Source organism: Pseudomonas sp. LBUM1661, from assembly GCF_059695925.1.
Genome location: NZ_CP166794.1, coordinates 507,311 through 531,449, shown reverse-complemented (window position 1 = coordinate 531,449; position 24,139 = coordinate 507,311). Strand labels below are relative to the sequence as shown.

Here is a 24,139-nt window from a genome sequence, read left to right as displayed (position 1 = left end):
AGGCTGGCTCCCACATTGAATCTGCGTCGCGCACAAATCCCTGTGGGAGCCAGCCTGCTGGCGATGGCAGCACCGCAGATAGTCAGTAGCCGTTGGAGCCGTAATCAACCTGAAAGTCGAACCCGGTCACACGCTCTACGCCAGTTTCAATAAGGCCATCCGGCAAAAGTCGCAACCACCGATACCCCGGCGCCTGCTCCCCAACCTTGAAGTCATCACTGCCCGGTTCGAACTGAATACACGTGGAAGGCGAGGCAATCAGCCGCACACCATTGCGATCCTGGTCGATCTCCTGATGCACATGCCCCCATAAAACAGCACGCACCTGCGGAAACCGGTCCAGCACCGCAAACAACGCTTCCGGATTACGCAACCCGATCGGCTCCATCCAGGCACACCCGATCGACACCGGATGATGATGGAAGCACACCAAATGATGGCGCTCCGGCGCCTCACTCAACGAGCGGGCCAGCAACTGCAACTGCTCATCCTGCAAATAGCCTGGCACCGAACCCGGCACGGCCGAATCAAGCAACGTCACCCGCCAGTTACCGACATCCACCACCGACTCCAGCAAGGCACTCTGCACCGCGGCCTCGGCCATGATCTGCGGCTCATCGTGATTCCCCGGAATCCAGCGCGCCGGCGCATCGAGTTGCCCCGTCAGGTCGCGAAACAACTGATAAGACTCCAGCGACCCGTCCTGAGAAATATCACCACTGGCAATGATCAAGTCGATCCGAGGCTGCTGCAGGCGCACCAGTTCGATGACCTTTTGCAGGCTGTCGCGTGTATTCATGCCCAGCAACGCCCCGTCCGTTTCGGCAAACAGATGACTGTCGGAGAGTTGCACCAGCAACGCCGAATCGGCGGTAGTCAATGTGGATACGCTCGGCAAGGCGTTCTCCCAGGGCTGAATCACGGGATGGATGAGTGCCGCAATTATGCTGGGGGACGATCAAAAGGGGAAACCTGTGAACCTGACGCAGTTCACAACTACCGTACGACTTCGTACTCGTGCCCCAACGCCAGACAATGGCTCAGCCATTCCCCCAGGAACATATTCAGCTGGGCTTTTTCATCCGGCTGATGCATCGAGGCGTTCGGGTAAGGATAGATGCCGCGAAAGCGTCGTGCATGTTCAGCACTGACCACTTCGGCCATGCACGCGTCGTGATAGACCTGAACTTCCAGTTGCGGCACCGGCAGCCAGGGCAGGCTGTGTTCCTGACGCACTTGCAGGGTCGTGGTGTACGGACAGACCTGCAGCACTTCCAGGGCCAGTACGCCGAGCATCTGGTCGCCATGGGTCACGGCAATACGCCGCGCGGCCGGCTCATTGCGCATGTCCGGCAGCAGTCGCATCAGTCGTGCGTAGTTCGCCTCGCAGGACGCTTGCAGCCCCACCAGGTCCACCCGATAGCGATCGCGCAGCTTGTTTACGACCATAACCCCCTCACTTCAACGCGGTTCAACGCTAACCATTGCAAGGCAATGATGCTTGCCGCGTTGGCAATACGACCGTCGCGTACGGCTTGCAGGGCATCTTCAAACGCCCAGACCGTGACGCGGATATCTTCTGCTTCTTCCTCCAGCCCATGCAGGCCGCCAGCCCCGGCGCTATCGCAGCGCCCAAGGTACAAATGCACGAACTCATTGCTGCCGCCCGGCGATGGAAAGTATTTAGTCATCGGCCAGAGCGCCCCGAACACAAGCCCAGCTTCCTCCTGCGCTTCGCGGTGAGCAACTTCTTCCGGTTGTTCATCCTTATCGATCAGACCAGCGACCAGCTCGATCAGCCACGGATTGTCGGTCTTGCCCATGGCGCCGACGCGAAACTGTTCGATCAGCACCACTTCGTCGCGCTGCGGATCGTAGGGCAGCACGCAGACCGCGTCATGGCGAACGAACACTTCACGATGGATTTCGCGGCTCATGCCACCGGCGAACAATTCGTGGCGCAAGTGCACCCGATCGAGCTTGTAGAAGCCCTCGAAGCACTTTTCGCGCCGAACGATATCAACGGCGGTCGGAATGGCGTTGGCAAAATCAGTCATGACAATCCTCGTTCTACAAATCCTATCCGAGGCTCCAGCCTCGACTTCGCGCCATCCTAACGCGCCCGCGACCTTTGATGCAGCCCCTTTACCGTCAGCGGGATGGACGGTGAGGGTGAAACCAACTCTAATTAGCTTAGTGGCGAACTGACTGCTTCGTTGATAGTCGAAGCGGATAACTTTTCGCCTTTCCCTGTTTTATGAAGGACGCCCATGTCGCTTTTTAAAATCGCCTCCGTGGCCGCAATCGCCCTGACCCTGGGCGCGTGCCAGAGTCTGTTCCAGCCCAACTACCGGGCGCCGCTGGAAACTACCCGCGACGCGTCCGAACAGCTGAAGCCAGGTTGCACGACGCCTGATTGCCCGCTGGTGAACATCGATACGCTGCGCTTCCCGGCCGAACCCCAGCTTGACGGCATCATCGAAAAACGCCTGTTGCAAATGACCCGCACCTCGCCCGACGCCCCGGCGGCGCCGACGCTGGCGGCCTATCGCGATGAGTTTTTGCGCACCGCCGGCCCGCGCTACAGCAGCTACTTGCAAGCCAAGGTACGTGAGCAGCATGACGGCTTGGTGATCGTCGAATTTTCCAGCTATCTGGATACCGGCGGCGCACACGGCACGCCGGGTCGCAGCTTCATCAACTATTCGCGCCAGCAACATAAAGTGCTGACGTTGTCGGACATGCTGTTACCCGGGCAGGAAGAAGCGTTCTGGAAAGCGGCGCAGGTCGCGCATAACAGCTGGTTGATCAGCACCAAGCTCGATCAGGAACCGGAGTTCGTCAAGAGCTGGCCGTTCCAGAAAACCCAGAACGTGGCGCTGACCTACGGCGGGGTGATCCTCAAGTACGAAGTGAGCACCATCGCGCCTTACGCGCTGGGCCACGTCGAACTGAAGATCCCTTACCCACGCCTGAACGGCATTCTCAAGCCCGAGCTGTTTCCGGGCCGTAACTGAAGGCCCGACCCAGCACCAGCTGCAGCAGCCCTGCCAGAATCAACGACGGCAGGGTTGCGCCGATGTCCGGGTACAAGTTGGCCAGCAAGTGATAAGTGCTCACCCCGCCCAACCAGGCGAGCAACGCCGGCCAGCGCAACGCGGCTGACGCCACCTGAGCACTGCGTTTGCGCAGGATGAAGTGATCCACCAGCACCACGCCGAACAGCGGCGCAAACACCGAACCGATCAACAACAGGAAGTTCTGGTACTGGGCCAATGGCGCCAGGCAGGCGATCAGTGTGCAGATCACGCCGATGGCCAATGCCAGGTGCTCGACTTTCAAGCGCAACAGAATCCCGCTGGACACCGCTGCCGAGTGAATATCGGCGAACGCGTTTTCCGACTCATCCAGCAGAATCAGCAGCAGCGGAATCCCCAGGCCAGCACCGGCCAAGGCCAACAGCAAGGCATTCACTTCACCACTCGGCGCGAACGCCAGGGTGTAGGCCACGCCCAGGCTCATCAGCCAGAAGTTACCGATAAAGAAGCCGATGGCGGTACCGCCGAAGACATTTTTCGCACGCTTGCCGAAACGCGAGTAGTCGGCAATCAGCGGCAGCCACGACAGCGGCATGGCGATGGCGATGTCGAAGCCCACGGCAAACGGCATCGAACCGTCACCGGCCTGTGCCCACAACGCCGCCAGATCGGCTTTGGCGAACAGGTTCCAGGTCAGCCAGATGCACGCCGCCAGCAGCAGCCAGATGCCCCACTTGCGCAGGATCTGCCGCACGAACGTCAGCGGGCCACTGACCGCCAGCAAGGTTGCCAGGCCGCCGAAGAAAATGGTCCAGAGCAGCGGGTTCGACAGCAGGCTGCCTTCGCTGAATGCACGCGCGCCCAACAGGCTGGCGGCGTCGCGCATGACGATGATTTCAAACGAGCCCCAACCGATCAGTTGCAGCAGGTTCAGTACCGCCGGCAGGCTCGCGCCGCGTTTGCCGAGGCTGAGCTTGAGCGCGGCCATCGACGACAGGCCGGTGTCGCTACCGATCACGCCGACGGCGGCCAGCAACAGCACGCCGACCAGCGTGCCGAGGAAGATCGCCAGCAGCGAGCCGGACAGGCCCAGGCCTGGCGCGAGCAGAGCGCCGGTCTGCAGGACCATCAGGCCGATGCCGAGGGAGAACCACAGGGAAAACAGATCGCGACCGCCGAAGACACGTTTGTCGGTCGGCACCGCAACATCAGGGGAATATGTGCTGGGTTGAATGCTCAAGGGTGTTATCTCAGAGGGACATTTGTTGTTGTATCGATCGCTATCGCCAGCAGGCTGGCTCCCACAGGGGATTGGGGGTGTTCACAAGTCCCCTGTGGGAGCCAGCCTGCTGGCGATGGGGCCCTTTCAGGCCCCTCCCTTTCGGGTCAGATCAAACCTTCTTGTACAGCTGACTGCCTTCCTGCTTGAACCGCTCGGCCTGTTCCGCCAATCCCTGGGCGACTTCGGCATCGATCGTTTCGATCCGCTGGTTGGCCGCGTACTCGCGGACTTCCTGGGTGATTTTCATCGAGCAGAATTTCGGCCCGCACATGGAGCAAAAGTGCGCGACCTTGGCCGAATCCTTCGGCAGGGTTTCATCGTGATACGAACGCGCGGTGTCCGGATCGAGGCCCAGGTTGAACTGGTCTTCCCAACGGAATTCGAAACGCGCCTTGCTCAAGGCATTGTCGCGGATCTGCGCGCCCGGGTGCCCTTTCGCCAGATCGGCGGCATGCGCGGCGATCTTGTAGGTGATGATCCCGGTCTTCACGTCATCCTTGTTCGGCAGGCCCAAGTGTTCCTTCGGCGTCACGTAGCAGAGCATCGCGCAACCGAACCAGCCGATCATTGCCGCACCGATACCCGAGGTGATGTGGTCGTAGCCCGGTGCGATATCCGTGGTCAGCGGGCCGAGGGTGTAGAACGGCGCCTCGTCGCAGCACTCCAGCTGCTTGTCCATGTTCTCTTTGATCAACTGCATCGGCACGTGGCCAGGGCCTTCGATCATGCACTGCACGTCGTGCTTCCAGGCGATCTTGGTCAGCTCGCCGAGGGTTTCCAGCTCGCCGAATTGTGCGGCGTCGTTGGCGTCGGCAATCGAGCCCGGACGCAGGCCATCGCCCAGCGAGAAGCTGACGTCGTAGGCCTTCATGATTTCGCAGATGTCTTCGAAATGGGTGTAGAGGAAGTTCTCTTTGTGGTGCGCCAGGCACCACTTGGCCATGATCGAACCGCCACGGGACACGATGCCGGTCACGCGCTTGGCGGTCAGCGGCACGTAGCGCAGCAGCACACCGGCGTGGATGGTGAAGTAGTCGACGCCTTGCTCGGCCTGCTCGATCAGCGTGTCGCGGAACAGTTCCCAGGTCAGGTCTTCGGCAGCGCCGCCAACTTTTTCCAGCGCCTGATAGATCGGCACGGTGCCGATCGGCACCGGCGAGTTACGGATGATCCACTCGCGGGTTTCGTGAATGTGCTTGCCGGTGGACAGGTCCATGACCGTGTCCGAACCCCAGCGAATGCCCCAGGTCAGTTTCGCCACTTCTTCTTCGATGGACGAACCCAGTGCGCTGTTGCCGATGTTGCCGTTGATCTTCACCAGGAAGTTACGGCCGATGATCATCGGTTCCAGTTCGGTGTGGTTGATGTTGGCCGGAATGATCGCGCGACCGCGAGCGATCTCGTCACGGACGAATTCTGGAGTGATGATTTTCGGTACGCTGGCGCCGAAGCTGTGACCGGCGTGTTGCTGGTCCAGCAGGCCCGCGGCACGCGCCACTTCCAGCTTCATGTTTTCGCGGATGGCGACGTATTCCATCTCGGCGGTGATGATGCCTTTGCGGGCGTAGTGCATCTGGCTGACGTTGGCACCGGCCTTGGCGCGGCGCGGGTTGTTGACGTGGGCGAAACGCAACTTGGTCAGCTCGGCATCGGCGAGGCGTTCCTGGCCGAAGTTCGAGCTCAGGCCCGGCAGGCGTTCGGTGTCGCCACGGGATTCGATCCACGGCGAACGCACATCGCCGAGGCCTTTGCGCACGTCGATGATGACGTTGGGGTCGGTGTACGGACCCGAGGTGTCGTACACAACCACTGGCGCGTTGATCTCGCCGCCGAAGTCGGTCGGCGTCACGTCGAGGCTGATTTCGCGCATCGGCACGAGGATGTCCGGGCGGGAGCCCTGGACATAGACTTTTTGCGAACGGGTAAACGGCTGAACCGACTGTTGATCGACTTGGGCCGAGTCACTCAGGTTCGTAGTGTTTTTTAATTTTATCGTCATCACGGGCTCTCCAGACAGCATCCAGGCATTGGAATTTTGTCGGAGCGAACCTGTAACGAATGGACGCACGTGAGCTGGGGAAACCAGCAGTGCTGTGCTCAGTGCTCGAGGGGTGTTCGATTGTCGAACAACATCCCGGACGAAGCACAAGAGGACTCGCCGGGTGACGAGAAATCTTGTTCCCTACGCAGGCGCTAACCTGATCAGGTTCAACGGGATCCGAAATTATTCGATCTCAGCCTCATAGCAAGGCACCCCGACAAGAACCCGGCCAGTCTAGACACAACTGACAAAGAACGCCAACACCGAGGTAAACACCATGATGAATGGCGCAATTACAGGATTGTTGCCACGCGTAGGCGCAACTACACTCGCCAAGCCATGCTGCGCCTTGACGCTATGCGGGTCGCGCCGTACCTTTGGCGCTCAAATTATCAGCGTAATTTTTTAGGGATCGCCTCATGCTGCGCAAACTCTCACTGGCCGTTGCCGTGTCTTGTGCGTCCAATGGAATGGCCTGGGCAGCAGAAGCGCCCTTATCGACCAAAACCGATCTGGTCAGCGTCTATCAGGAGGCGGTGGACAACAACGCCGACCTCGCGGCCGCCATCGCTCAATATGGCGCCCAGAAAGAAGTCGTGCCCCAGGCCCGCGCCGGGCTGCTGCCCAATCTCTCGGGTGGTGCTGAACTGGCCGCCGTGCGCACCGCGATCGATCAGCCTTCGGCGACCGCCAACCGTAACGCTCATTCCTATCAGGCGACCTTGGCGCAACCGCTGTTCCGCGCTGATCGCTGGTTCCAGTTCCAGGCCGCCAAAGACGTCAACGAACAGGCCGCCTTGCAGCTCTCGGCGACCCAGCAAAACCTGATCCTGCAAAGTGCCGAAAGCTACTTCAACGTGCTGCGCACCCAGGACAACCTGGCCTCGACCAAAGCTGAGGAAGCCGCGTTCAAACGCCAGCTTGACCAGTCCAACGAGCGCTTCGACGTCGGCCTGTCGGACAAGACCGACGTGCTGCAATCGCAGGCCAGTTACGACACGGCGCGGGCCAACCGGATCGTCGCCCAGCGTCAGGTGGACGATGCGTTCGAAGCCCTGATCACCCTGACCAACCGTCAGTACAACTCGATCTGGGGGGTTGTCCACACCCTGCCGATCTTGCCGCCGGTGCCGAACGACGCCAAAGCCTGGGTCGATACGGCAGCCAGACAGAACCTGAATTTATTGGCCAGCAACTACGCCGTCAGCGCCGCCGAAGAAACCCTCAAGCAGCGCAAGGCCGGCCATGCGCCCACCGTGGACGCCGTGGCGAAATACGAGAAAGGCGACAACGACGCCCTCGGTTTCAGCAACCCGAACGCCTTCGGCCAGCCTTACGGTGGCAACGTCGAGCAAACGACGGTGGGCCTGCAATTGAACATCCCGATTTACAGCGGCGGCCTGATCAACTCCCAGGTGCGCCAGTCGTATGCACAACTGGATCAGTCCGAGCAGCAACGCGAATCGCTGCGTCGGCAGATCGTCGAGAGCACCCGCAATCTGCACCGCGCGGTCAACACCGACGTCGAGCAGGTGCAGGCGCGCAAGCAGTCGATCATCTCCAACCAGAGCGCGGTGGAAGCGACCGAAATCGGTTATCAGGTGGGCACGCGAAACATCGTCGACGTGCTGGATGCCCAGCGCCAGCTGTACACCTCGGTGCGCGACTACAACAACACGCGCTACGACTACATTCTCGACAACCTGCGCTTGAAGCAGGCTGCCGGCACGTTGAACCCTGGGGATTTGCAGGATCTGGGGCGTTACCTGAAGGCCGATTACAACCCGGACAAAGACTTCCTGCCGCCGGACCTGGCAAAGGCTGCGGCTGAGCAACTCAAAGCCCGGCCTTAAGCACAAAAAGCCAAAAGCATTCGCGAGCAAGCCCGCTCCCACACTTGATCTGCGGCGTGCACACATTTTGTGTTCACATGAGATCTAGTGTGGGAGCGGGCTTGCTCGCGAATGCAGGCGACGCGGTTTAACGGTCGATCAACCGCCCCAACCCATCCAGCAATCGCTGCAACGCGCCCTGATTGCTGCGCATCACCTTCAACCCTGCCTCCGCCATCCGCTGCGCATCGCGCGGCAATTCGAACAGCCGCTGCACGGCCAGCGCCAGACTTTCGGCATCCTCCACTTCCTGCAACGCCCCGGCACTGCGCAACTGCGCGGCGATTTCGAGGAAGTTGAACAGGTGCGGCCCACTCAATACCGGCTTGGCCAGCGCCGCCGGTTCCAACAGGTTATGCCCGCCATTCGGTACCAGGCTGCCGCCGACGAAGGCGCTGTCGGCCAGCGCATACAGAAACAGTAACTCGCCCATCGTGTCGCCCAGCAACACCGTGGTATCCGCAGTCACCGGTTCACCCGTGGAACGACGCACCGTGGCAAAACCCTGCTGCCGGCACAACTCGAACACCGGGTTGAAACGCTCGGGATGGCGCGGCACCAGAATCAGCAAGGCATCGGGATGGCTGGCGAGCAACTGACGATGCGCCGCCAGCACCACGTCGTCTTCACCGTCATGCGTACTCGCGGCGATCCACACCGGGCGTTCCTGCGCCTGCCATTGGCCACGCAACTCGGCGGCGCGCTGGAGCAGTTGCGGGTCGATGGTCAGGTCAAACTTGATCGAACCGGTCACGTCGACGGTTTGCGCGCGCGCGCCGAGATCGCGGAAGCGCTGGGCCTCGGCTTCGGTCTGCACCGCGAACAGGCTCATCTCGGCGAGCATCGGCCCGGTCAGTTTGGCAAAGCGGCCATACCCCTTGGCCGAGCGCTCTGACAGTCGCGCATTGGCCAGCGCCACGGGAATGCCGCGCTGGGCACATTGGTGAATGTGGTTCGGCCAGAGTTCGGTCTCCATGATCACCGCCAGTTTCGGCTGGACCCGATCAAGAAAACGCTTTGCCGCGCACGGCAAATCGTACGGCAAATAGCAGTGCTGGATGCGCGGCTCGTTGGCGAACAGGGCGTGGATGCGCTCCGAACCGGTCGGGGTCATGCACGTCACGGTGATCGGCAGTGTCGGATAGCGTTGCAGCAAGGCGCGAATCATCGGTGCCGCGGCAATGCTCTCGCCCACGGACACCGCGTGCACCCAGATACCACCGGGCTTCATCGCCGGCAGTCCGAGGGAAAAACGCTCGCCAATGCGCTTGGCATACGCCGGCGCCTTGCGCGAGCGCAGCCACAGCCGAATCGCTACCAATGGCAGCCCCAGGTAAAACAGCGCGGTGTAGAGAGTTCTATTCATGGCGGCGGAGTTTATCGGCTTTTCTCGCCGATCGCCTGCAAGTGCACGGCAAAACGTTCCGCCAACCAACGCGCGGCCGGGCCGAGGGGCTCGTCGCGGCGCCAGACCAGTTCCACCACCAGCGCTGGCGGGGTCCATTCGCTGTTCAGTTCGACCATCTGATCCTGATACGCCGGGTACTGCACCACGTGGCGCGGCAGCCAGGCCCAGCCGAGGCCGCGAATCAGCCATTCGGCCATCACGTAGAAACTGTCGGCCCGCCAGACTTGCGGGCTGGCCGGCTCGCTGCCCGGATAGACACTGGACTGAGTGGACATCAGCAGCTGCCGATGTTGCGCCAACTGCTGACAATCGACCTGAGCCTGCGTCGCCAGTGGATGCCCGACGCCGCACACCGTGACCATTTCAACACTGCCCAGCACCCGGCGCTCAAGCGCTTCGGGAATTTGATCGTGATAAAACAGCAAGCCCAGGTCAGCCCGACGCTCCACCAGTTTGCGCGCCACCTCGCCTTGGGCGGCGCTGGTCAGTTGCACTTCCAGGCTGGGAAATTGCTCGGAAAGCGCTTCGAAACTTTCGATGATCGGCTGATACGGCATTGCCTCGTCTTGCGCCACGCACAGGCGCGCTTCCTGACCGCGCATCATCGCCAGCGCCCGGCCGTTGAGGCGTTCGCACTGGCGCAGCACCTCCCGCGCCTCTTCCAGCAAGGCGTTGCCAGCCTCAGTGAGTTTCGGCTGACGGCCGCTGCTGCGATCGAACAGGCTCACACCCAGGTCCTCTTCCAGCAGCGCAATCGAACTGCTGACCGCCGACTGCGCCTTGCGCTGATCCCGCGCCACGGCCGAGAACGATCGCTGCTCCGCGACGCTGACAAACAAGCGCAACTGCTCCAGATTCCATTGCATGCTCATGGCTCAACCCATCTTCAGAACAGATAGGTAATGACTTTACCGCATCTGAAGAATCTCTAAAATGCCGACCTTAGAAAGCAACACTTCATACGAGGATTGACCCATGACCGCTTACTACTACCTGGCCATCGCCATCTGCGCTGAAGTGATTGCCACTGTTTCGATGAAAGCGGTCAAAGGCTTCAGCACGCCACTGCCACTGATTCTGGTGATCGTCGGCTACGGCATTGCCTTCTGGATGCTGACGCTGGTGGTGCGCAGCGTGCCGGTGGGCGTGGCGTATGCAGTGTGGGCCGGCATGGGGATTGTAATGGTCAGCGTCGCGGCGCTGTTCATCTACGGGCAGAAACTGGACGTGCCAGCGATGCTGGGGATGGCGCTGATTGTGCTGGGTGTCGTCGTCATCCAGCTTTTCTCCAAAACCGCCGGGCACTAAAACCCGAAGCGCTCCCACAGGTTTCGCATGCACCCTGTTGATCGCCAACAAAACCTCCAATCTTTGAGTCTGTATACTGCGCCTTCGTCTTGAACACTGAGGTCGCTGCATGCCATCCGTTATTTCCACCGACGTTCTGATTGTCGGCGCTGGTGTCGCCGGCCTCTGGCTGAATGCGCGCCTGCGCCGCCAAGGGTTTTCGACCGTGCTGGTGGAAAGCGCCAGCCTCGGTGGCGGGCAGAGTGTGAAGTCCCAGGGCATCATCCACGGCGGCGCCAAGTACGCGTTGCATGGCGCCCTGACCGGCGCCTCGGAAGCGATCGCCGACATGCCGCGTCGCTGGCGTGAAGCCCTGGCCGGCGATGGCGAACTGGACCTGTCGGGTGTACGCCTGCTGTCCGAAGCCCATTACCTCTGGTCCCCCGGCACAATCGCCGGCAACCTCACCAGTTTCTTTGCCAGCAAAGCGGTGCGCGGCCGCGTCGATCAGGTCAAGGGCGATCAGCTGCCGCCCGCCCTGCAAGACAAACGCTTCAAGGGCAAGGTTTACCGATTGGCGGAACTGGTAATCGACGTGCCGAGCCTGGTCCAGCGCCTGGCCGATCTGGCAGGCGATGGCTTGCTCGCCGGGCAGCAGATCGAACCGTTGCTGGAGGGTGGAAAACTCGTCGGCTTGAAGGTTGACGAGCGCGAGATCCGCGCCCAGCGCATCGTCCTCAGCGCCGGTGCCGGTACGGCGGCATTGCTTGAAACGCTTGGGCTGACCCAACCCGCCATGCAACGCCGGCCGTTGCACATGATCATCGCAAAAGGTCCGGGCCTCAAACCGCTGTATGCGCATTGCCTGGGCGGCGGCACCAAACCACGCATTACCGTGACCACCCATCCAGCGGCCGACGGCCAATGGGTCTGGTACCTGGGCGGCGATATCGCCGAAGCCGAAGGGGTTGCCCGAGACCCGGCCGAGCAAATCGCCACGGCGCAAAAAGAACTCGGCCAGTTACTGCCGTGGATCGACCTGAGCACTGCGCAATGGGCAACGCTTCGCGTGGATCGCGCCGAGCCGCTGCAATCGGGCCTGACGCGCCCCGACAACGCGTTCCTGGCCGAAGAAGGTCGCTTGCTGGTCGGCTGGCCAACCAAACTGGCGCTGGCGCCGGACTTCGCCGATCGTGTCATTGCCTCCCTGCAACGCGACGGCATCCAGCCAAGTCATCCTGCCCCGTTGCCTGAATTGCCAAAACCACCGATGGGCGTTCCTGCCTGGGAGCAACTGTTGCCATGAGCCAACCGACCCTGCACGACCTGCATCGCCCCTTGGGCAGCACCGGCCTGCTGGTTTCGCCCCTGGGCCTGGGCACGGTGAAACTGGGCCGCGATCAAGGGGTGAAGTACCCCAGTGGCTTCCAGATCCCCGACGATGACGAAGCGCGCAGGCTGCTCAAACTCGCGCGCGACATGGGCATCAACCTGATCGACACCGCCCCGGCCTATGGCCGCAGCGAAGAGCGCCTCGGCCCGTTGTTGCGGGGTCAGCGTCAGGACTGGGTGATCGTCAGCAAGGTCGGCGAAGAGTTTGCCGACGGTCACTCAAGCCACGATTTCAGCGCCGCGCACACCCGGCTTTCGGTAGAACGCAGCCTGCAACGCCTGGAAACGGATGTCATCGACCTGGTGCTGGTGCACTCCGATGGCAACGACCTGGCGATCCTGAACGACAGCGAAGTCTATGCGACCCTCGCCGAGCTGAAGCGCGAAGGCAAGATTCGTGGCTTCGGCTTTTCCGGTAAAACCGTCGAAGGCGGTTTGAAGGCTCTGGAGCAAGGCGATTGCGCGATGGTCACCTACAATCTGAACGAACAGAACGAGAAGCCCGTCATTGACTATGCTGCTGCTCACGGCAAAGCCATTCTGGTCAAAAAAGCCCTCGCCAGCGGTCACGTGTGCCTGAGCCCAGGTGTGGACCCTGTGCGCGCCAGCTTCGAGTTGTTGTTTGAACATCCGGGCGTTGCCAGTGCTATTGTCGGGACCATTAATCCGCTGCACCTCGCCCACAACGTCGCGACCGTTGCCCAGGTCCTACGTAGAAACTGATGCCGCCCACGCGGCCTTAAGCAGGAGCCGACATGCCGCGTACGCTCATAAGAAAGAACCCGAGCAACTTCAAGACCCTGCCGTTGTACGTCGAAGCGACTCCCGAAGGCCTGAGCTACCAGAGCGTCGGGATGCCGCTGAATTTCTCCCAGACCTTGCAACGCCGTCGCCCGGTGGCGGTGGACGACACTGAGCGTTTTGCCCTGGAGCTGGCCAACCTCGGGGTCTCGGTGCGCCTGACCCTGCACTGGCAGAATCGCGATTACTGGGTGTTGGTGCGTCAGCGGCGGCAGGACCGTGGCGATGTGGTGCTCAAGCTGATCTCCGGTTACGTGCCGGCCCATGAGCTGAACCTGCCGCTGCACACGGCGATCCAGGAGATTGCCGAAGAATGCCTGCTGGAGACCCCGGAAGGCTGGCTCGGCGGACGCTTCAACGACACCTGGCTACCGGCGCCCTACTCGTCCGCCTTGCATTACCGTGAAGCGCTGCCCTTTCGCCTGACACCGTTGTCCGGTTCGGCGCGACCAGTGCGTTGCGCCAAGATGCAATTGATCGAACGCCCACGCGCTTACGTGCACTTACCCACAGCGTCGTTGCAATTGATTTATGACTTGCGCCTGGACGTGCCCAAGGAAGCCAAATCCCTGAGTCTGTTCCATGTCGACGAGCGACTGGAAGGCGATCAACTGGTGGCCCGGCTCGATCGCAAACGCCCCGATTTGTATTTGATGCCGTTGCAGGACGGCCAGCCGCTGGCCGAGCTGTATACCTTGAAGAAGGATCAGCTGTACCCGGCGAGTACGCGCGGGTTGTACCTGGCCGAGAGTTTTGCCCGGCAGGAAGGCTGGCTGGTGCGCGATGAGCGGATTCGCTGGAAGGATTGGGTGCGGCAACAGGGCTTGAGCCCACCAGGAAAGGATTCGGGCCTGGCCCGGCTACGCGGGAAAGCCAAGCAACTGCTGAAGAAAATCGTGCCGCGCAAGAAAGTCAGCTCTTAAAGCAAAAGATCGCAGCCTCGTTTCACTCGACAGCTCCTACATTGAAATGCGAATTCTTGTAGGAGCTGTCGAGTGAAACGAGGCTGCGATCTTTTATGGCTTCACTCGGACTGTCGGATTTTTTCGACAATCGCGGTCGTCGAGCTGTTTGCCACCAGCCCCAGCACTTTCACGGTCCCGCCATATGCGGTCACGATGTCCGCGCCAACGACTTGTTCGATCCCGTAGTCCCCACCCTTGACCAACACGTCCGGCTTGACTTCGCGCAGCAGGTTTTCCGGGGTGCCTTCGGGGAAGCTGATCACCCAGTCGACAGCGCCCAGACCGGCCAGTACCGCCATGCGCCGGTCGACGCTGTTGATCGGACGGCCCGGCCCTTTCAGGCGGCTCACCGAGGCATCGTCGTTGACCGCAACGATCAGGCGATCGCCCTGGGCCCGCGCCTGTTCGAGGTAGGTCACATGACCGGCATGCAGGATGTCGAAGCAGCCGTTGGTGAAGACGATTTTCTCTTTGTGCGCACGCGCATCGTCGACCGCCAGCAACAGCTGCTCAAGGCCCAGCACACCGCGCTCGGAACCCTCTTCACGCTGGATGGCGCGACGCAGTTCCGGCGCGCTGATGGCCGCCGTACCGAGTTTGCCGACCACGATGCCTGCCGCCAGGTTGGCCAGGGCCACCGCGTGGGGCAGTTCTTCACCCGCGGCAATCGCTGCCGCCAGGGTGGAAATTACCGTGTCGCCGGCACCGGTCACGTCGAACACTTCACGGGCACGGGCCGGCAAGTGCAGCGCCGGATGATCCGGACGCAGCAAGGTCATGCCGTGTTCGCCACGGGTCACCAGCAACGCGCCGAGGTCGAGGTCGTGCATCAACTTCGCGCCTTTGCTCACCAGCTCGTGCTCATCGGCGCAACCGCCGACGATGGTTTCGAATTCGCTGAGGTTCGGCGTGATCACGCTCGCACCGCGGTAGATCGAGAAATCCTTGCCCTTGGGATCGGCCAGCACCGGAATGCCACGGGCACGGGCGGCCTGGATCAGCACCTGATGGTTTTTCAGCGCGCCTTTGCCGTAGTCGGACAAGACCAGCACCTTGATGCCTTCGAGCAATTCGTCGACCTGTACCCCCAGCGCCAGGGCGTCGGTGGCGAACGGTTCTTCGAAGTCGATACGCAGCAGTTGCTGGTGACGGCTCATGACCCGCAGCTTGACGATGGTCGGCTGGTGCGCGATGCGCTGGAACATCGCCCGTACGCCAGCGCCCTTGAGGCTATTGGCCAGGCTGTCGGCGGCTTCATCGTCGCCGGTCACGCCAACCAGCGAGGCCGGGGCACCGAGGGCGGCAATGTTCAACGCAACGTTGGCGGCACCGCCCGGACGGTCCTCGATTTGCTCGACCTTGACTACCGGTACCGGCGCCTCAGGGGAAATCCGTGAGGTACCACCATGCCAGTAACGGTCGAGCATGACATCGCCGACCACCAAGACAGGGGCTTGATCGAATCGCGGCATGGACAACTTCATGGAGCAACCCACATACAAAATGAACAGGGGCGCGATATTAACACAGGGTTGGCGTGGGCTTGTGTGACAGCTGCAATGGGATGATTCAACCGGGGTTTCTGCTCATTTATTGATCAGGAAAGCGGATAACCGCTGGCAGGCCTCGCGCATTTCCAACGCCTGCGTGTCAATTTCACACTCTGCACGCAACGGCGCCTCATACGGACTGTCGATACCGGTGAAATCCTTGATGCGTCCTTCCCGGGCCGCCTGGTACAAGCCCTTGGGGTCGCGTTGCGCACACACCGCGAACGGCGTGCTCACAAACACCTCGATGAAATCACCCTCGGCGAACAACCGACGCGCCGCTTCACGTTCTGCGCGGAACGGAGAGATCGCCGCAACAATCACAATCAGGCCCGCATCGACCATCAGGCGCGCCACCTCGGCCATGCGCCGGATGTTCTCCTTGCGACTCTCATCGCCCATTCCCAGATCCCGGCAAAGGCCCGCACGCAGGTTGTCGCCATCGAGCACGAACGTGTGCAGCCCCAGCTGATTGAGTTGCACCTCAAGGGCATTGGCCAGTGTCGACTTGCCCGCCCCGGATAACCCGGTCAGCCAGAGGCAACGCGGGCGCTGCGACTTGAGCGCGGCCCGCTCGCTGCTCGATAGCGATAACTGATAGGGCCTGATCCGAGAGATGGACATCGCCACTGCTTCATTCATAACCCAGCATCTCGTAATCGCGCTGATACACCCGCCGCACCAGCCGCCGGGTACGCGTCGAACAGAAATCACGCACAGGCATCGAACTCCTGTGCTGCGTGCTGTTGATACGCGGCAACAGCACGGCGTGCCCCAACTGCTCGCACACCAAGCGGAAATCCCGCTCCAGGTGTTCCTGATAACCAATGAAGTCGAGTGCCAGGTGACCGAAAGAGTCCGTGAGAAAATCCGTTTGCGCGGCGAAATGCAGTTGCCGGTGGATCGTTTCAGGGTGCAGCCAGCGACTCACGAAATCGTCGAAGTCGCGGTAGTGGCTGACCAGTTTTTGCGCAGCTTGATCACGCTGGCTCAAGTCATTGCCCCGCAGAAAGGCGTAGGCCGAGTACGCCCTTTCCAGAGGATCGCGGACAAAGGCGAACTTGAAACTGTCGGCAAACTGCTTGGGAAATTGCTGCTCGTACCAATACAACGGCACGTGCCCCGGGCTCCAGCCATCGAACAGCGCGGCACACACGCTGCTGCCGGCGCATTTGGGAACGTGGATGAACAGGCAGGAACGTTGCGCGAAGGGCGGCGGGAAATGCAGATTGGCCGACATCGACTTGTTCACCACCTGACGGTCCACGACCGACAGCCGCCCCAGCAAGAATTGCCGTTGCGACTTGGGCAATAGCTTCCAGAGATAACGTTGCAACATTGCAGTACCCGCGCGAAGGGGATGGCTCCCTCGATTGAAGTCAAAGATTCGTTCAGGAACCTTAACAAGCGCGGTGCGGAGTTTTATTCAGGTTTGGTCAAGACGGGTAACGATATGGATACAAATCACCCAGCGCATTGCACGCCGGGAGTGCGGAGGGCGAGCCAGGCTCGCCCTCTCTGATCAGAGTCAGGCGATACCGGCGGTGACCGGTTCGTCCAGGCCCATCGCGTGCAGTCGCGAGTAGTAGCCGTTTTGCGCCAACAGCTCAGCGTGGGTGCCGCGCTCGACGATTTCGCCATGGTCCATGACGAGAATCAGGTCAGCCTTCTCGATCGTCGACAGGCGGTGAGCAATCACCAGGGTGGTGCGCCCTTTCATGACTTGGTCCAGCGCCGCCTGGATATGCCGCTCGGATTCGGTATCGAGCGCCGAAGTGGCCTCGTCGAGAATCAGCAACGGTGCGTTCTTCAACAAGGCCCGGGCAATCGCCAGGCGCTGACGCTGGCCACCGGAAAGCAGCACGCCGTTTTCGCCGACCTGAGTATCCAGGCCTTCTGGCATTTCGGCGATGAAGTCCATCGCGTAGGCATCCTTGGCGGCTTTTTCGATGTCGGCACGGGGGGCGCCGGCAAGATCACCGTAGGCGATGTTGTTGGCAATGGTGTCGTTGAACAGCGTCACATGCTGTGTCACCTGCGCCACATGGCGGCGCAGATTGCGCAGGCGATAGTCTTCGATTTCCACGTCATCGAGCATGATTTCGCCGATGTCGTGGTGATAGAAACGTGGAATCAGGCTGGCCAGCGTCGACTTGCCGCTGCCGGAACGACCGACCAGGGCGATCATCTGCCCCGGCGCCGCCGTAAAGCTGATGTTCTTCAGCACTTCACGCTCGGTGCCCGGGTACGTGAAGCTCAGGTTACGCACCTCAAGGTGGCCGCTGACGCGATCGCGCTCGACGGTGCCGTTATCGACTTCGGGCTCGACGTCCAATTGCTCGAAAATGCTCTCGGCACCGGCGACGCCTTTCTGGATGGTCGAACTGACTTCCGACAGCTGTCGAATCGGCTTGGGCAAAAGACCTGCCGCGGTGATGTACGCCACCAGGTCACCAGCGGTGGCGTCGCCACGCAGGAACAGCACCAGGAACATCAGCACCGCCATGGCGGTGTAGATCACCAGTTGCAGCATCGGCGTGTAGACCGCGCCGGTCTTGGTCATGCGCAATTGCTTGTCGGTGTTGCCCTGGCTGGCGGCGGCAAAGCGCTGCTCTTCGTAGCGCTCGCCACCGAAGCTGCGGACCACGCGATAGCCCTGGATGGTTTCCGAGGCCACGTGAGTCACGTCGCCCATTGCCACCTGGATTTTCTTGCTCTGCTTGCGGAATTTCTTGCTGGTGCTGCTGACCATGATTGCAATAAGCGGCAGGATCGCCAGCATCACCAAGGTGAGTTTCCAGTTCATCCACAACAGGTAGGCAAACAGGAACACCACCGTCAGGCCTTCACGAATCACCACTTTGATGGCATCCGTGGCGGCACCGGTGACCATGGTCACGTTGAAGGTAATGCGCGAAATCAGGTGCCCGGAGTTGTGGGTGTCGAAATAACGGTTGGGCAATACCAGCAACTTGTTGAACAGCTCGACGCGCAGGTCATGCACCAGCCCCAACGACACCTTCGCCAGGTAGTAGTTACCCAGGAAAGAACCCAGGCCTTGCCATGCGGCGATCAGGATGATCAGCAACGGCACGGCCATCAGCAACTGCAAGTCTTTGAGATAAGGAACAGTGGGGAAGAGCACCGCTTCGGGATTGCTCAAACCGTCGACGAAATACTTGAGGATCCCGGCCAGCATGGGCTGCGTCGAGGCAAAAATCACAAAGCCGACAATACTGAGGGCAAACATGCCCCAGTACGGACGCACATACGTCAGCAGGCGCAGGTAAATCTTCAAGCTCGACGGCGCAGGCGATTCAGGGCTGGTCATGAGAACCCGTTGTATGAGAAAAGAGCCCGCGAGTGTAACACAGGCCATTTTAGTCGCTGAGCTGCGGTAACATGGCCGGCTATCCATGCCTCATGGCGTCCACCCCGGAGTATTGATGCAAGCGCTTGATCACACCCGATATCTCGCCCTGCGCGAGGGAGCACAAGTCCTTGAAGCGGATGGTTCGGGGGACAAGGTTCTGCGGTTGACGGACGGTTCGATACTCAAACTGTTTCGCCGCAAGCGCCTGCTGACGTCGGCCGCCTGGTACCCGTACGCCAAACGCTTTGCCGACAACTGCGATGCGTTGCGTGAACGGCACATTCCCTGCCCGTCGATTCGCCAGGTCTACCGCATCCCGAGCATCGCGCGCGATGCCGTGCATTACGACCCGCTTCCGGGCCAGACCCTGCGTCAGTTGCTGGATGTGCAGGGCGATGCCGATCCGCTGCGCGGCCAGCTGGGGGTCTTCATGGCCACGTTGCATGAGCGGGGGATCTATTTCCGTTCGGCGCACCTGGGCAACATCGTGCTCACGCCCGAGCATCAGTTGGGCCTGATCGACATTGCCGATATGCGGGTGTATCGCCGTCCGTTGCGCAAAACCCTGCGCCTGCGCAACTTCAAGCATATGGTGCGCTATCCGCAGGATCGGCAATGGTTGCTCGACCGTAGCGGCGAAGTCTTCATGCGCAATTATGGCCAGACCCAGAGCATCTGCTCCCCGGAAGAACTGAGCATCGCCCTGCAAAAATGACCGGACCGCCTTCGCCTCCGGGGAGGACGCGAAGGCCAGGCATTACGCCAGCGTCGTACGCTGCGCCTTCAGCACTCGCCCAAGAATCATCGCCGCCGGCAACAACACCAGCGGCCACAGCTCGTCAGGGTTGCCGATCAGCAAGCTGCCATCGAAGTTCAGCATCACCAGTGCACACGCCAGGTACATGCCCCAGATATCCTGCAAACGCCAGGCCTGCCAAAGCGTGGCCACCATCAGCCCGATAAACAGCGCCAACGCCACCGCGCCGCTGTACAGCCCCAACGCCACGTAAATATTGTGCGGATGCTGGATCGGCATCCAGCCGTCGAGCAGCTGCGCGGTATGGAAATTGATGCCGCAGCCCAGTAGCCAGCCGCAGTTACGCCATTCACCGACCATGATCTCGAAGATTTCGATGCGGTAAGAATCGCCTCGCGTCCAGAGCGACTGGTACCAGGCTTCGTTGTGCACGAGCAGGAACAGCACGCCCAGGACCACCAGACTGATCGCCACGGCACCGCCCACCAGCCGTGGCCTATGGTAGATCCCGTAAAGCAACCAGAGACCCAACAGGAACACGACGCCTACCAATGCCGTGCGGGTCTGTAGCACGAAGACCACCGCAAACACCGACAGGACGATGGCCAGGCCACCTTCGATCAACCGTCGCTCCCTGAACCAGATTGGCAACGCCATTGCCATCGCGCAGAGCAGCCAGATGCTCGCATAAATCACGTTCTGCAAGCGCCCCGGAAGGAGGTCCACCCGGCTGCCGACGGCGTATTGGCCGGTTATCCAGCTGTAGAGTGCGCAGCCGAAGATATACAGCGCCAACACCCAGAACTGCGCCCGGACAAACGCCGGGCTGCGGAAAAACCGCGGATCGGTGAAAGCCCCGATCACCATGACGAACATCAGTACGTAGAACACGTGTTTGAAGAACTGCAAATGACCGGCAATCGATGCCGGCACCAGAAACCACGCAATGAACGCCAGCCAGCCCCACGCCAAGGGTTGCTTGAGCAGCCCCGCGCCTCGTTCCTTGATCAGGAAAAACAAGCCCGGCAATACCATCAGGCCGTAGAACAGGTTGTTGGTCCACTTCGACGACCAACCCACCACAAAGCTCAACAGAAACAGACAGAGCACCGTTCCGAAATACGACGCGACGGTGACCTTCCCGGGCTTCATGACACTAGATTCCATGGAGTACCCAACCTAATGCCAAACCGAGAATAAGAGCCGCTACCAGTTTTATCCGATCGAGACGTTTACGCCGCAACTTGTTTTCGCGTTCCTTGGGCACCTCCACGTGCTCACCGAAACCGGTGTGCAGCACCGCATCGTTTTCCAGAATCAACGCGTAGCGGTTTTCATCGGCATACACGCGCGACAGCTCTTTCTCTCCGGAAAACGCGGAATACGGTGCATGCAACAGGTAGTCCGCACGGCGGCGCAGCCCAGGGTTAAAGGAAAACCCCTGCCACTCAGCCTTGTGCGAGCCCAGCATGTAGAACGGAATGCCATGGCTGACTTTGCGTTCGTTCAGGAACACATAAGGGCTGTGGACCATCAGGTCGTGATTGAAGCTGCGCAGCCACACCTGGAGTGCCTGCGGGTCTTCTTCCAGCAGGCACTGGGACTCTTCGATAAAGCCTTCGCGGTAAAAATCCCAGTCGTCTTCGCAGTGGAAAATCCACGACGTCTGCACCTCGGCATAGGCGGCATCGATGGAGCGCAACTGACCCAAACGCGGTTTATTGATGAAAAACCGGGTATGCGCCCGCCAGTGTTCAGGAATGCAGGCCTCGACGGCACTGTCGCCGGAGTCCTCGGTAATGAACACATGACGGATGGGAGCCGTATTGAACCGGTCAAACGTCTCCAGGGTTCGCGTCAACAGATCGAAGCGACCGCAACTGGTGATGACAACGGAAATGTCGCTAGTCTCGCTGAACAGCATTTATGTACACCGCACCCTAAGTGATTTGAAAGCCTGGCCTCACAGCCCAAGCGACAAGCGTAGTTTTTCTTTCCAGCCCAGCGGTACATGCTCGCGCAGCGGCGCACGCAACGCGTCGACAATCGCATGCCCTACGGCCCGGAAGGTGTAACGCTGCTCCACCAGAGCCTGCCCGGCCAATGAAATGGCCTCGGTCAGCTGCTGGGATCCGCGCAACACGGCCAGTTTTTCGCTGAGTTCCTCGCGCGTTCGATAGAGCACGATGTTGTGCATATCGACGAAGCCTAGCGCGCGATTTTCTTCTACCCCTTGATCGTAAGCAAACAACACACAACCACAGGCCATGGCCTCGAAATTCTTGATCATGTATTCGCCCATGCCGACGTCGGCACTCACGAAATAGCGGATCCGGCTCAACGTCTCGCAGTATTCTTCACCCGACTTGGTGCGGGTGATCAGCAGATTCTCGACTTCGGCCACGGATTCGAGCATCGCCTTGCGCCCGGCATACGCCACGCTGTTGAGACTGCCGACAAAACCCAATTCGATATCCCGCTCGCGCTGGCGGTTTTGCAACAGCGCCTGATCGTAGCCCTTGGGCACGAAATGCGCGTCAAAACCTTCATCACTCAAGCGCTGACTGACCGTGTAACCCGAGCTGATCACCCGCGCCCACGGCAGCTTGCGGTAATGGGCGCTGAACTTGCCCGTGTATTTGCACGGGATGTAATTCTGGTACGCATCGTGTTCGAGAATAACCAGATTGGGCAGGGTCTGTATGAACCTCACCTGTCTGATTTCCTTTTTGAAGCGCAGGAAGAAAACGATCCGGTCGTAGCGGGTCACATCGACATGCTTGCGAAAGTACCCACGCAAGTTGTCCTGCTCCTCACTGGTCAATTCGCGCTTGTCGCAGTCGCACTGCTCGGCGATACCGTCATAGAGTCGGTCGAGAATCGCTCGCTGCTCTTTCTGCACCAGAAACAGAACTTTCAATTGGTCTCTCTCTTTCCAGACAGCTCTTGAACCCAGAACAGCTCGTGGCGGCGCACCGTTTTACGGAAGAACTCGTTTTCGCCGTACGCCGGCCAGCGTCGGGACGCCAGGCAACGTTGAATCATCCGGCGCAGCAGGCGCTTGAGGGGAAGTCGGGGCTGAAGGTCGTGCATCATGCCCAACGACATAGCCTTGTGCCACTGCTTTTCCGGCGACAATCCAAGTGCCCAGGGTCGCAACGGCTCATGTGCACCGAGCTGTGGCGGCAGGGCAACGCCCGTGCCGGCATCGCCCATTGGCCAGCGATCGTTGTCGTGCAGATGGTTGGCGTAATGCAATAAGGTGTCGGGCTGCCAAGTGGTAAAACCCAGGGCCTGCATCACCACCTGCTGAGAGCATAGATGGTCTGGGTGCGGGTCGAAGCGCGGATGTGGCAAAACAATGATCTGGGGCTGAATGCGCTCGATCAGCTCGACCAGGTCGGCGAGCAGATTATTCCACGACGGCACGCCATCAACGTCACTGCCCAAGGCAAACGGGTTGAAGCGCCGGAAATATCGCGTATCGGCCAGCTCTGCCTCTCGGGATGCCACCGCCTCGGCGGGCGCGCTCTGCATGGCGGGCAGTTGCAGGCAGAAGTAGCCCAACTGAACACAGCGCTCCTGAGGCACGCCGCCCCACAAGGGCACGCTGACGCTGTCCCAGGCGCGGAGTGAACCTTTCAACCGTGACGCTTCGACACCCTTGAGCCCCATCTGCTGATAGTGCTCGGCCTCGATTTCACCGGCGGTCAGGGTCACGATCCAGCTTTGCTCGGTGCTGCTGTACAAGCCGAATGCGGCCAGTTCGGCATCGTCGGCATGCGGCGCGATCACCATCACCCGCTGACGGCTGTAATCCGGATGCTCGAACGCCCACAGCACCGGCTCGCCGAGCAATCGGCAGAAATGCCCACGCAGGCGCAATTCACCTTTGGACAGTACCTGCGCCTGTCCACTGAGGTTGAGATAACGCAGGCCGTCGGTACCCCGCTCAAAGGCTTGGCGGTCGGGGTTTTCGCCGCCCGACAACTCGACAACAGGGTCGAAAAAGCGTCCCAGCCACGTGCTTTTAATGCGCAACGCCAGGATCAGTGTGGCGTCATCAACCAGCATTACGCCGTCGTCCAGGCGCAAACGCTCGCCGTCCAGGTGCACCTTGGGCTGCTGGGTGTACGGCGGAAAGCTGTACTGATAATCGTCTTTCGGGGAATAAAACAAATGGTCGGCGAACCAGGCCTCGTGGGCGATCCAGCCCAGCACCGCCAACACCAGCGGCAACCACCAGGCCACCAAGACACCGGTGGCAATCAACAGCGCCAGCGCGATCAGCAGGCCAATGCGTTTGTTGCGCCGGTGGCGCTTGAGCAGTTGCTGTTTGCGGCTCATGGGCTG

General features: G+C 60.6%; 22 protein-coding genes and 1 riboswitch. Of the genes, 7 read left to right on the top strand and 15 right to left on the bottom strand.

Annotated features, from left to right (window positions below):
- Positions 1–82 precede the first annotated feature (82 nt).
- The 3 genes from cpdA to ACA057_RS02410 form a co-directional block, all read right to left on the bottom strand.
- Positions 83–898: a 3',5'-cyclic-AMP phosphodiesterase gene (cpdA, locus tag ACA057_RS02420; RefSeq protein WP_497345672.1), complete on the bottom strand. Its 816-nt coding sequence runs from the start codon at positions 896–898 to the stop codon at positions 83–85.
- A 98-nt stretch (positions 899–996) separates the two neighbouring features.
- Positions 997–1,449 (bottom strand): DUF1249 domain-containing protein, encoded by a 453-nt coding sequence (locus ACA057_RS02415; protein ID WP_046819863.1) that lies wholly within the window; start codon positions 1,447–1,449, stop codon positions 997–999.
- Positions 1,440–2,057 carry an NUDIX domain-containing protein gene (locus ACA057_RS02410; RefSeq protein ID WP_497345669.1) on the bottom strand — a complete coding sequence of 206 codons (618 nt, stop codon included), beginning with the start codon at positions 2,055–2,057 and terminating at the stop codon, positions 1,440–1,442. The genes ACA057_RS02415 and ACA057_RS02410 overlap by 10 nt, the downstream gene beginning before the upstream one ends.
- Positions 2,058–2,270: 213 nt before the next feature.
- Here ACA057_RS02410 and ACA057_RS02405 point away from each other — a divergent pair, with 213 nt between their 5' ends.
- Entirely contained in the window at positions 2,271–3,017 is a 747-nt protein-coding gene (locus ACA057_RS02405; protein WP_401362468.1) for an RsiV family protein, read from the top strand.
- On the opposite strand, the gene cytX is transcribed toward ACA057_RS02405, so the two are convergent.
- Together cytX and thiC are read right to left on the bottom strand one after the other, a co-directional pair.
- The gene (cytX, locus tag ACA057_RS02400) at positions 2,986–4,278 is read right to left on the bottom strand and encodes a putative hydroxymethylpyrimidine transporter CytX (protein ID WP_497345667.1); all 1,293 of its coding nucleotides are present in this window, start codon (positions 4,276–4,278) and stop codon (positions 2,986–2,988) included. The two genes, ACA057_RS02405 and cytX, sit on opposite strands and share 32 nt — an antisense overlap.
- A gap of 151 nt (positions 4,279–4,429) precedes the next feature.
- A complete protein-coding gene (thiC, locus tag ACA057_RS02395; RefSeq protein WP_497345665.1) occupies positions 4,430–6,319 on the bottom strand; it encodes a phosphomethylpyrimidine synthase ThiC in 1,890 nt (629 codons plus the stop codon).
- 163 nt (positions 6,320–6,482) lie between these two features.
- A riboswitch (TPP riboswitch) is annotated at positions 6,483–6,588 on the bottom strand.
- A 192-nt stretch (positions 6,589–6,780) separates the two neighbouring features.
- Here thiC and ACA057_RS02390 point away from each other — a divergent pair.
- A complete protein-coding gene (locus ACA057_RS02390; protein ID WP_401362460.1) occupies positions 6,781–8,214 on the top strand; it encodes a TolC family outer membrane protein in 1,434 nt (477 codons plus the stop codon).
- 127 nt (positions 8,215–8,341) lie between these two features.
- Here the strand turns inward: ACA057_RS02390 and waaA are convergent, their stop codons facing one another.
- Positions 8,342–9,619: a lipid IV(A) 3-deoxy-D-manno-octulosonic acid transferase gene (gene waaA / locus ACA057_RS02385; protein ID WP_497345663.1), complete on the bottom strand. Its 1,278-nt coding sequence runs from the start codon at positions 9,617–9,619 to the stop codon at positions 8,342–8,344.
- Between the two features lie 11 nt (positions 9,620–9,630).
- Positions 9,631–10,533 carry a LysR family transcriptional regulator gene (locus ACA057_RS02380; RefSeq protein ID WP_497345661.1) on the bottom strand — a complete coding sequence of 301 codons (903 nt, stop codon included), beginning with the start codon at positions 10,531–10,533 and terminating at the stop codon, positions 9,631–9,633.
- Positions 10,534–10,636: 103 nt separating this feature from the next.
- Between ACA057_RS02380 and ACA057_RS02375 the strand changes: the two genes are divergently transcribed.
- The 4 genes from ACA057_RS02375 to ACA057_RS02360 all read left to right on the top strand — a co-directional run bounded on the left by ACA057_RS02375 (position 10,637) and on the right by ACA057_RS02360 (position 14,064).
- Positions 10,637–10,969: a DMT family transporter gene (locus ACA057_RS02375; protein WP_008027887.1), complete on the top strand. Its 333-nt coding sequence runs from the start codon at positions 10,637–10,639 to the stop codon at positions 10,967–10,969.
- 109 nt (positions 10,970–11,078) lie between these two features.
- On the top strand, positions 11,079–12,254 hold the full coding sequence (locus ACA057_RS02370; RefSeq protein ID WP_497345659.1) for an NAD(P)/FAD-dependent oxidoreductase: 1,176 nt from the start codon (positions 11,079–11,081) through the stop codon (positions 12,252–12,254).
- Positions 12,251–13,063, top strand: coding sequence for an aldo/keto reductase (locus ACA057_RS02365; protein ID WP_497345657.1), 813 nt, complete (start codon positions 12,251–12,253; stop codon positions 13,061–13,063). Before ACA057_RS02370 ends, ACA057_RS02365 begins: the two co-directional genes overlap by 4 nt.
- A gap of 32 nt (positions 13,064–13,095) precedes the next feature.
- Positions 13,096–14,064, top strand: coding sequence for a metal ABC transporter ATPase (locus ACA057_RS02360; protein WP_497345655.1), 969 nt, complete (start codon positions 13,096–13,098; stop codon positions 14,062–14,064).
- A gap of 101 nt (positions 14,065–14,165) precedes the next feature.
- Here the strand turns inward: ACA057_RS02360 and hldE are convergent, their stop codons facing one another.
- The 4 genes from hldE to msbA form a co-directional block, all read right to left on the bottom strand.
- Entirely contained in the window at positions 14,166–15,590 is a 1,425-nt protein-coding gene (gene hldE / locus ACA057_RS02355; RefSeq protein ID WP_401362442.1) for a bifunctional D-glycero-beta-D-manno-heptose-7-phosphate kinase/D-glycero-beta-D-manno-heptose 1-phosphate adenylyltransferase HldE, read from the bottom strand.
- 102 nt (positions 15,591–15,692) lie between these two features.
- Positions 15,693–16,298 (bottom strand): adenylyl-sulfate kinase, encoded by a 606-nt coding sequence (gene cysC / locus ACA057_RS02350; RefSeq protein WP_497345653.1) that lies wholly within the window; start codon positions 16,296–16,298, stop codon positions 15,693–15,695.
- Positions 16,291–16,995, bottom strand: coding sequence for a sulfotransferase family 2 domain-containing protein (locus ACA057_RS02345; RefSeq protein WP_497345651.1), 705 nt, complete (start codon positions 16,993–16,995; stop codon positions 16,291–16,293). Before ACA057_RS02345 ends, cysC begins: the two co-directional genes overlap by 8 nt.
- Positions 16,996–17,184: 189 nt before the next feature.
- On the bottom strand, positions 17,185–18,987 hold the full coding sequence (gene msbA / locus ACA057_RS02340) for a lipid A export permease/ATP-binding protein MsbA (protein ID WP_497345649.1): 1,803 nt from the start codon (positions 18,985–18,987) through the stop codon (positions 17,185–17,187).
- A gap of 115 nt (positions 18,988–19,102) precedes the next feature.
- On the opposite strand from msbA, the gene ACA057_RS02335 reads away from it, so the two are divergent.
- Entirely contained in the window at positions 19,103–19,744 is a 642-nt protein-coding gene (locus tag ACA057_RS02335) for a BUD32 family EKC/KEOPS complex subunit (protein WP_497345647.1), read from the top strand.
- 42 nt (positions 19,745–19,786) lie between these two features.
- Here ACA057_RS02335 and ACA057_RS02330 read toward each other — a convergent pair whose 3' ends face one another.
- Genes ACA057_RS02330 through ACA057_RS02315 form a run of 4 tightly spaced genes read right to left on the bottom strand, consistent with a single transcriptional unit; the run spans position 19,787 to position 24,133 of the window.
- Positions 19,787–20,938: an O-antigen ligase family protein gene (locus ACA057_RS02330; protein WP_497345645.1), complete on the bottom strand. Its 1,152-nt coding sequence runs from the start codon at positions 20,936–20,938 to the stop codon at positions 19,787–19,789.
- Positions 20,939–20,942: 4 nt separating this feature from the next.
- Positions 20,943–21,710, bottom strand: a complete 768-nt coding sequence (locus ACA057_RS02325) for a glycosyltransferase family 2 protein (RefSeq protein ID WP_497345643.1) — start codon at positions 21,708–21,710, stop codon at positions 20,943–20,945.
- 39 nt (positions 21,711–21,749) lie between these two features.
- Positions 21,750–22,706, bottom strand: coding sequence for a glycosyltransferase family protein (locus ACA057_RS02320; protein WP_497345641.1), 957 nt, complete (start codon positions 22,704–22,706; stop codon positions 21,750–21,752).
- Positions 22,703–24,133, bottom strand: a complete 1,431-nt coding sequence (locus tag ACA057_RS02315; protein WP_497345639.1) for a PIG-L deacetylase family protein — start codon at positions 24,131–24,133, stop codon at positions 22,703–22,705. The genes ACA057_RS02320 and ACA057_RS02315 overlap by 4 nt, the downstream gene beginning before the upstream one ends.
- Positions 24,134–24,139 lie beyond the last annotated feature (6 nt).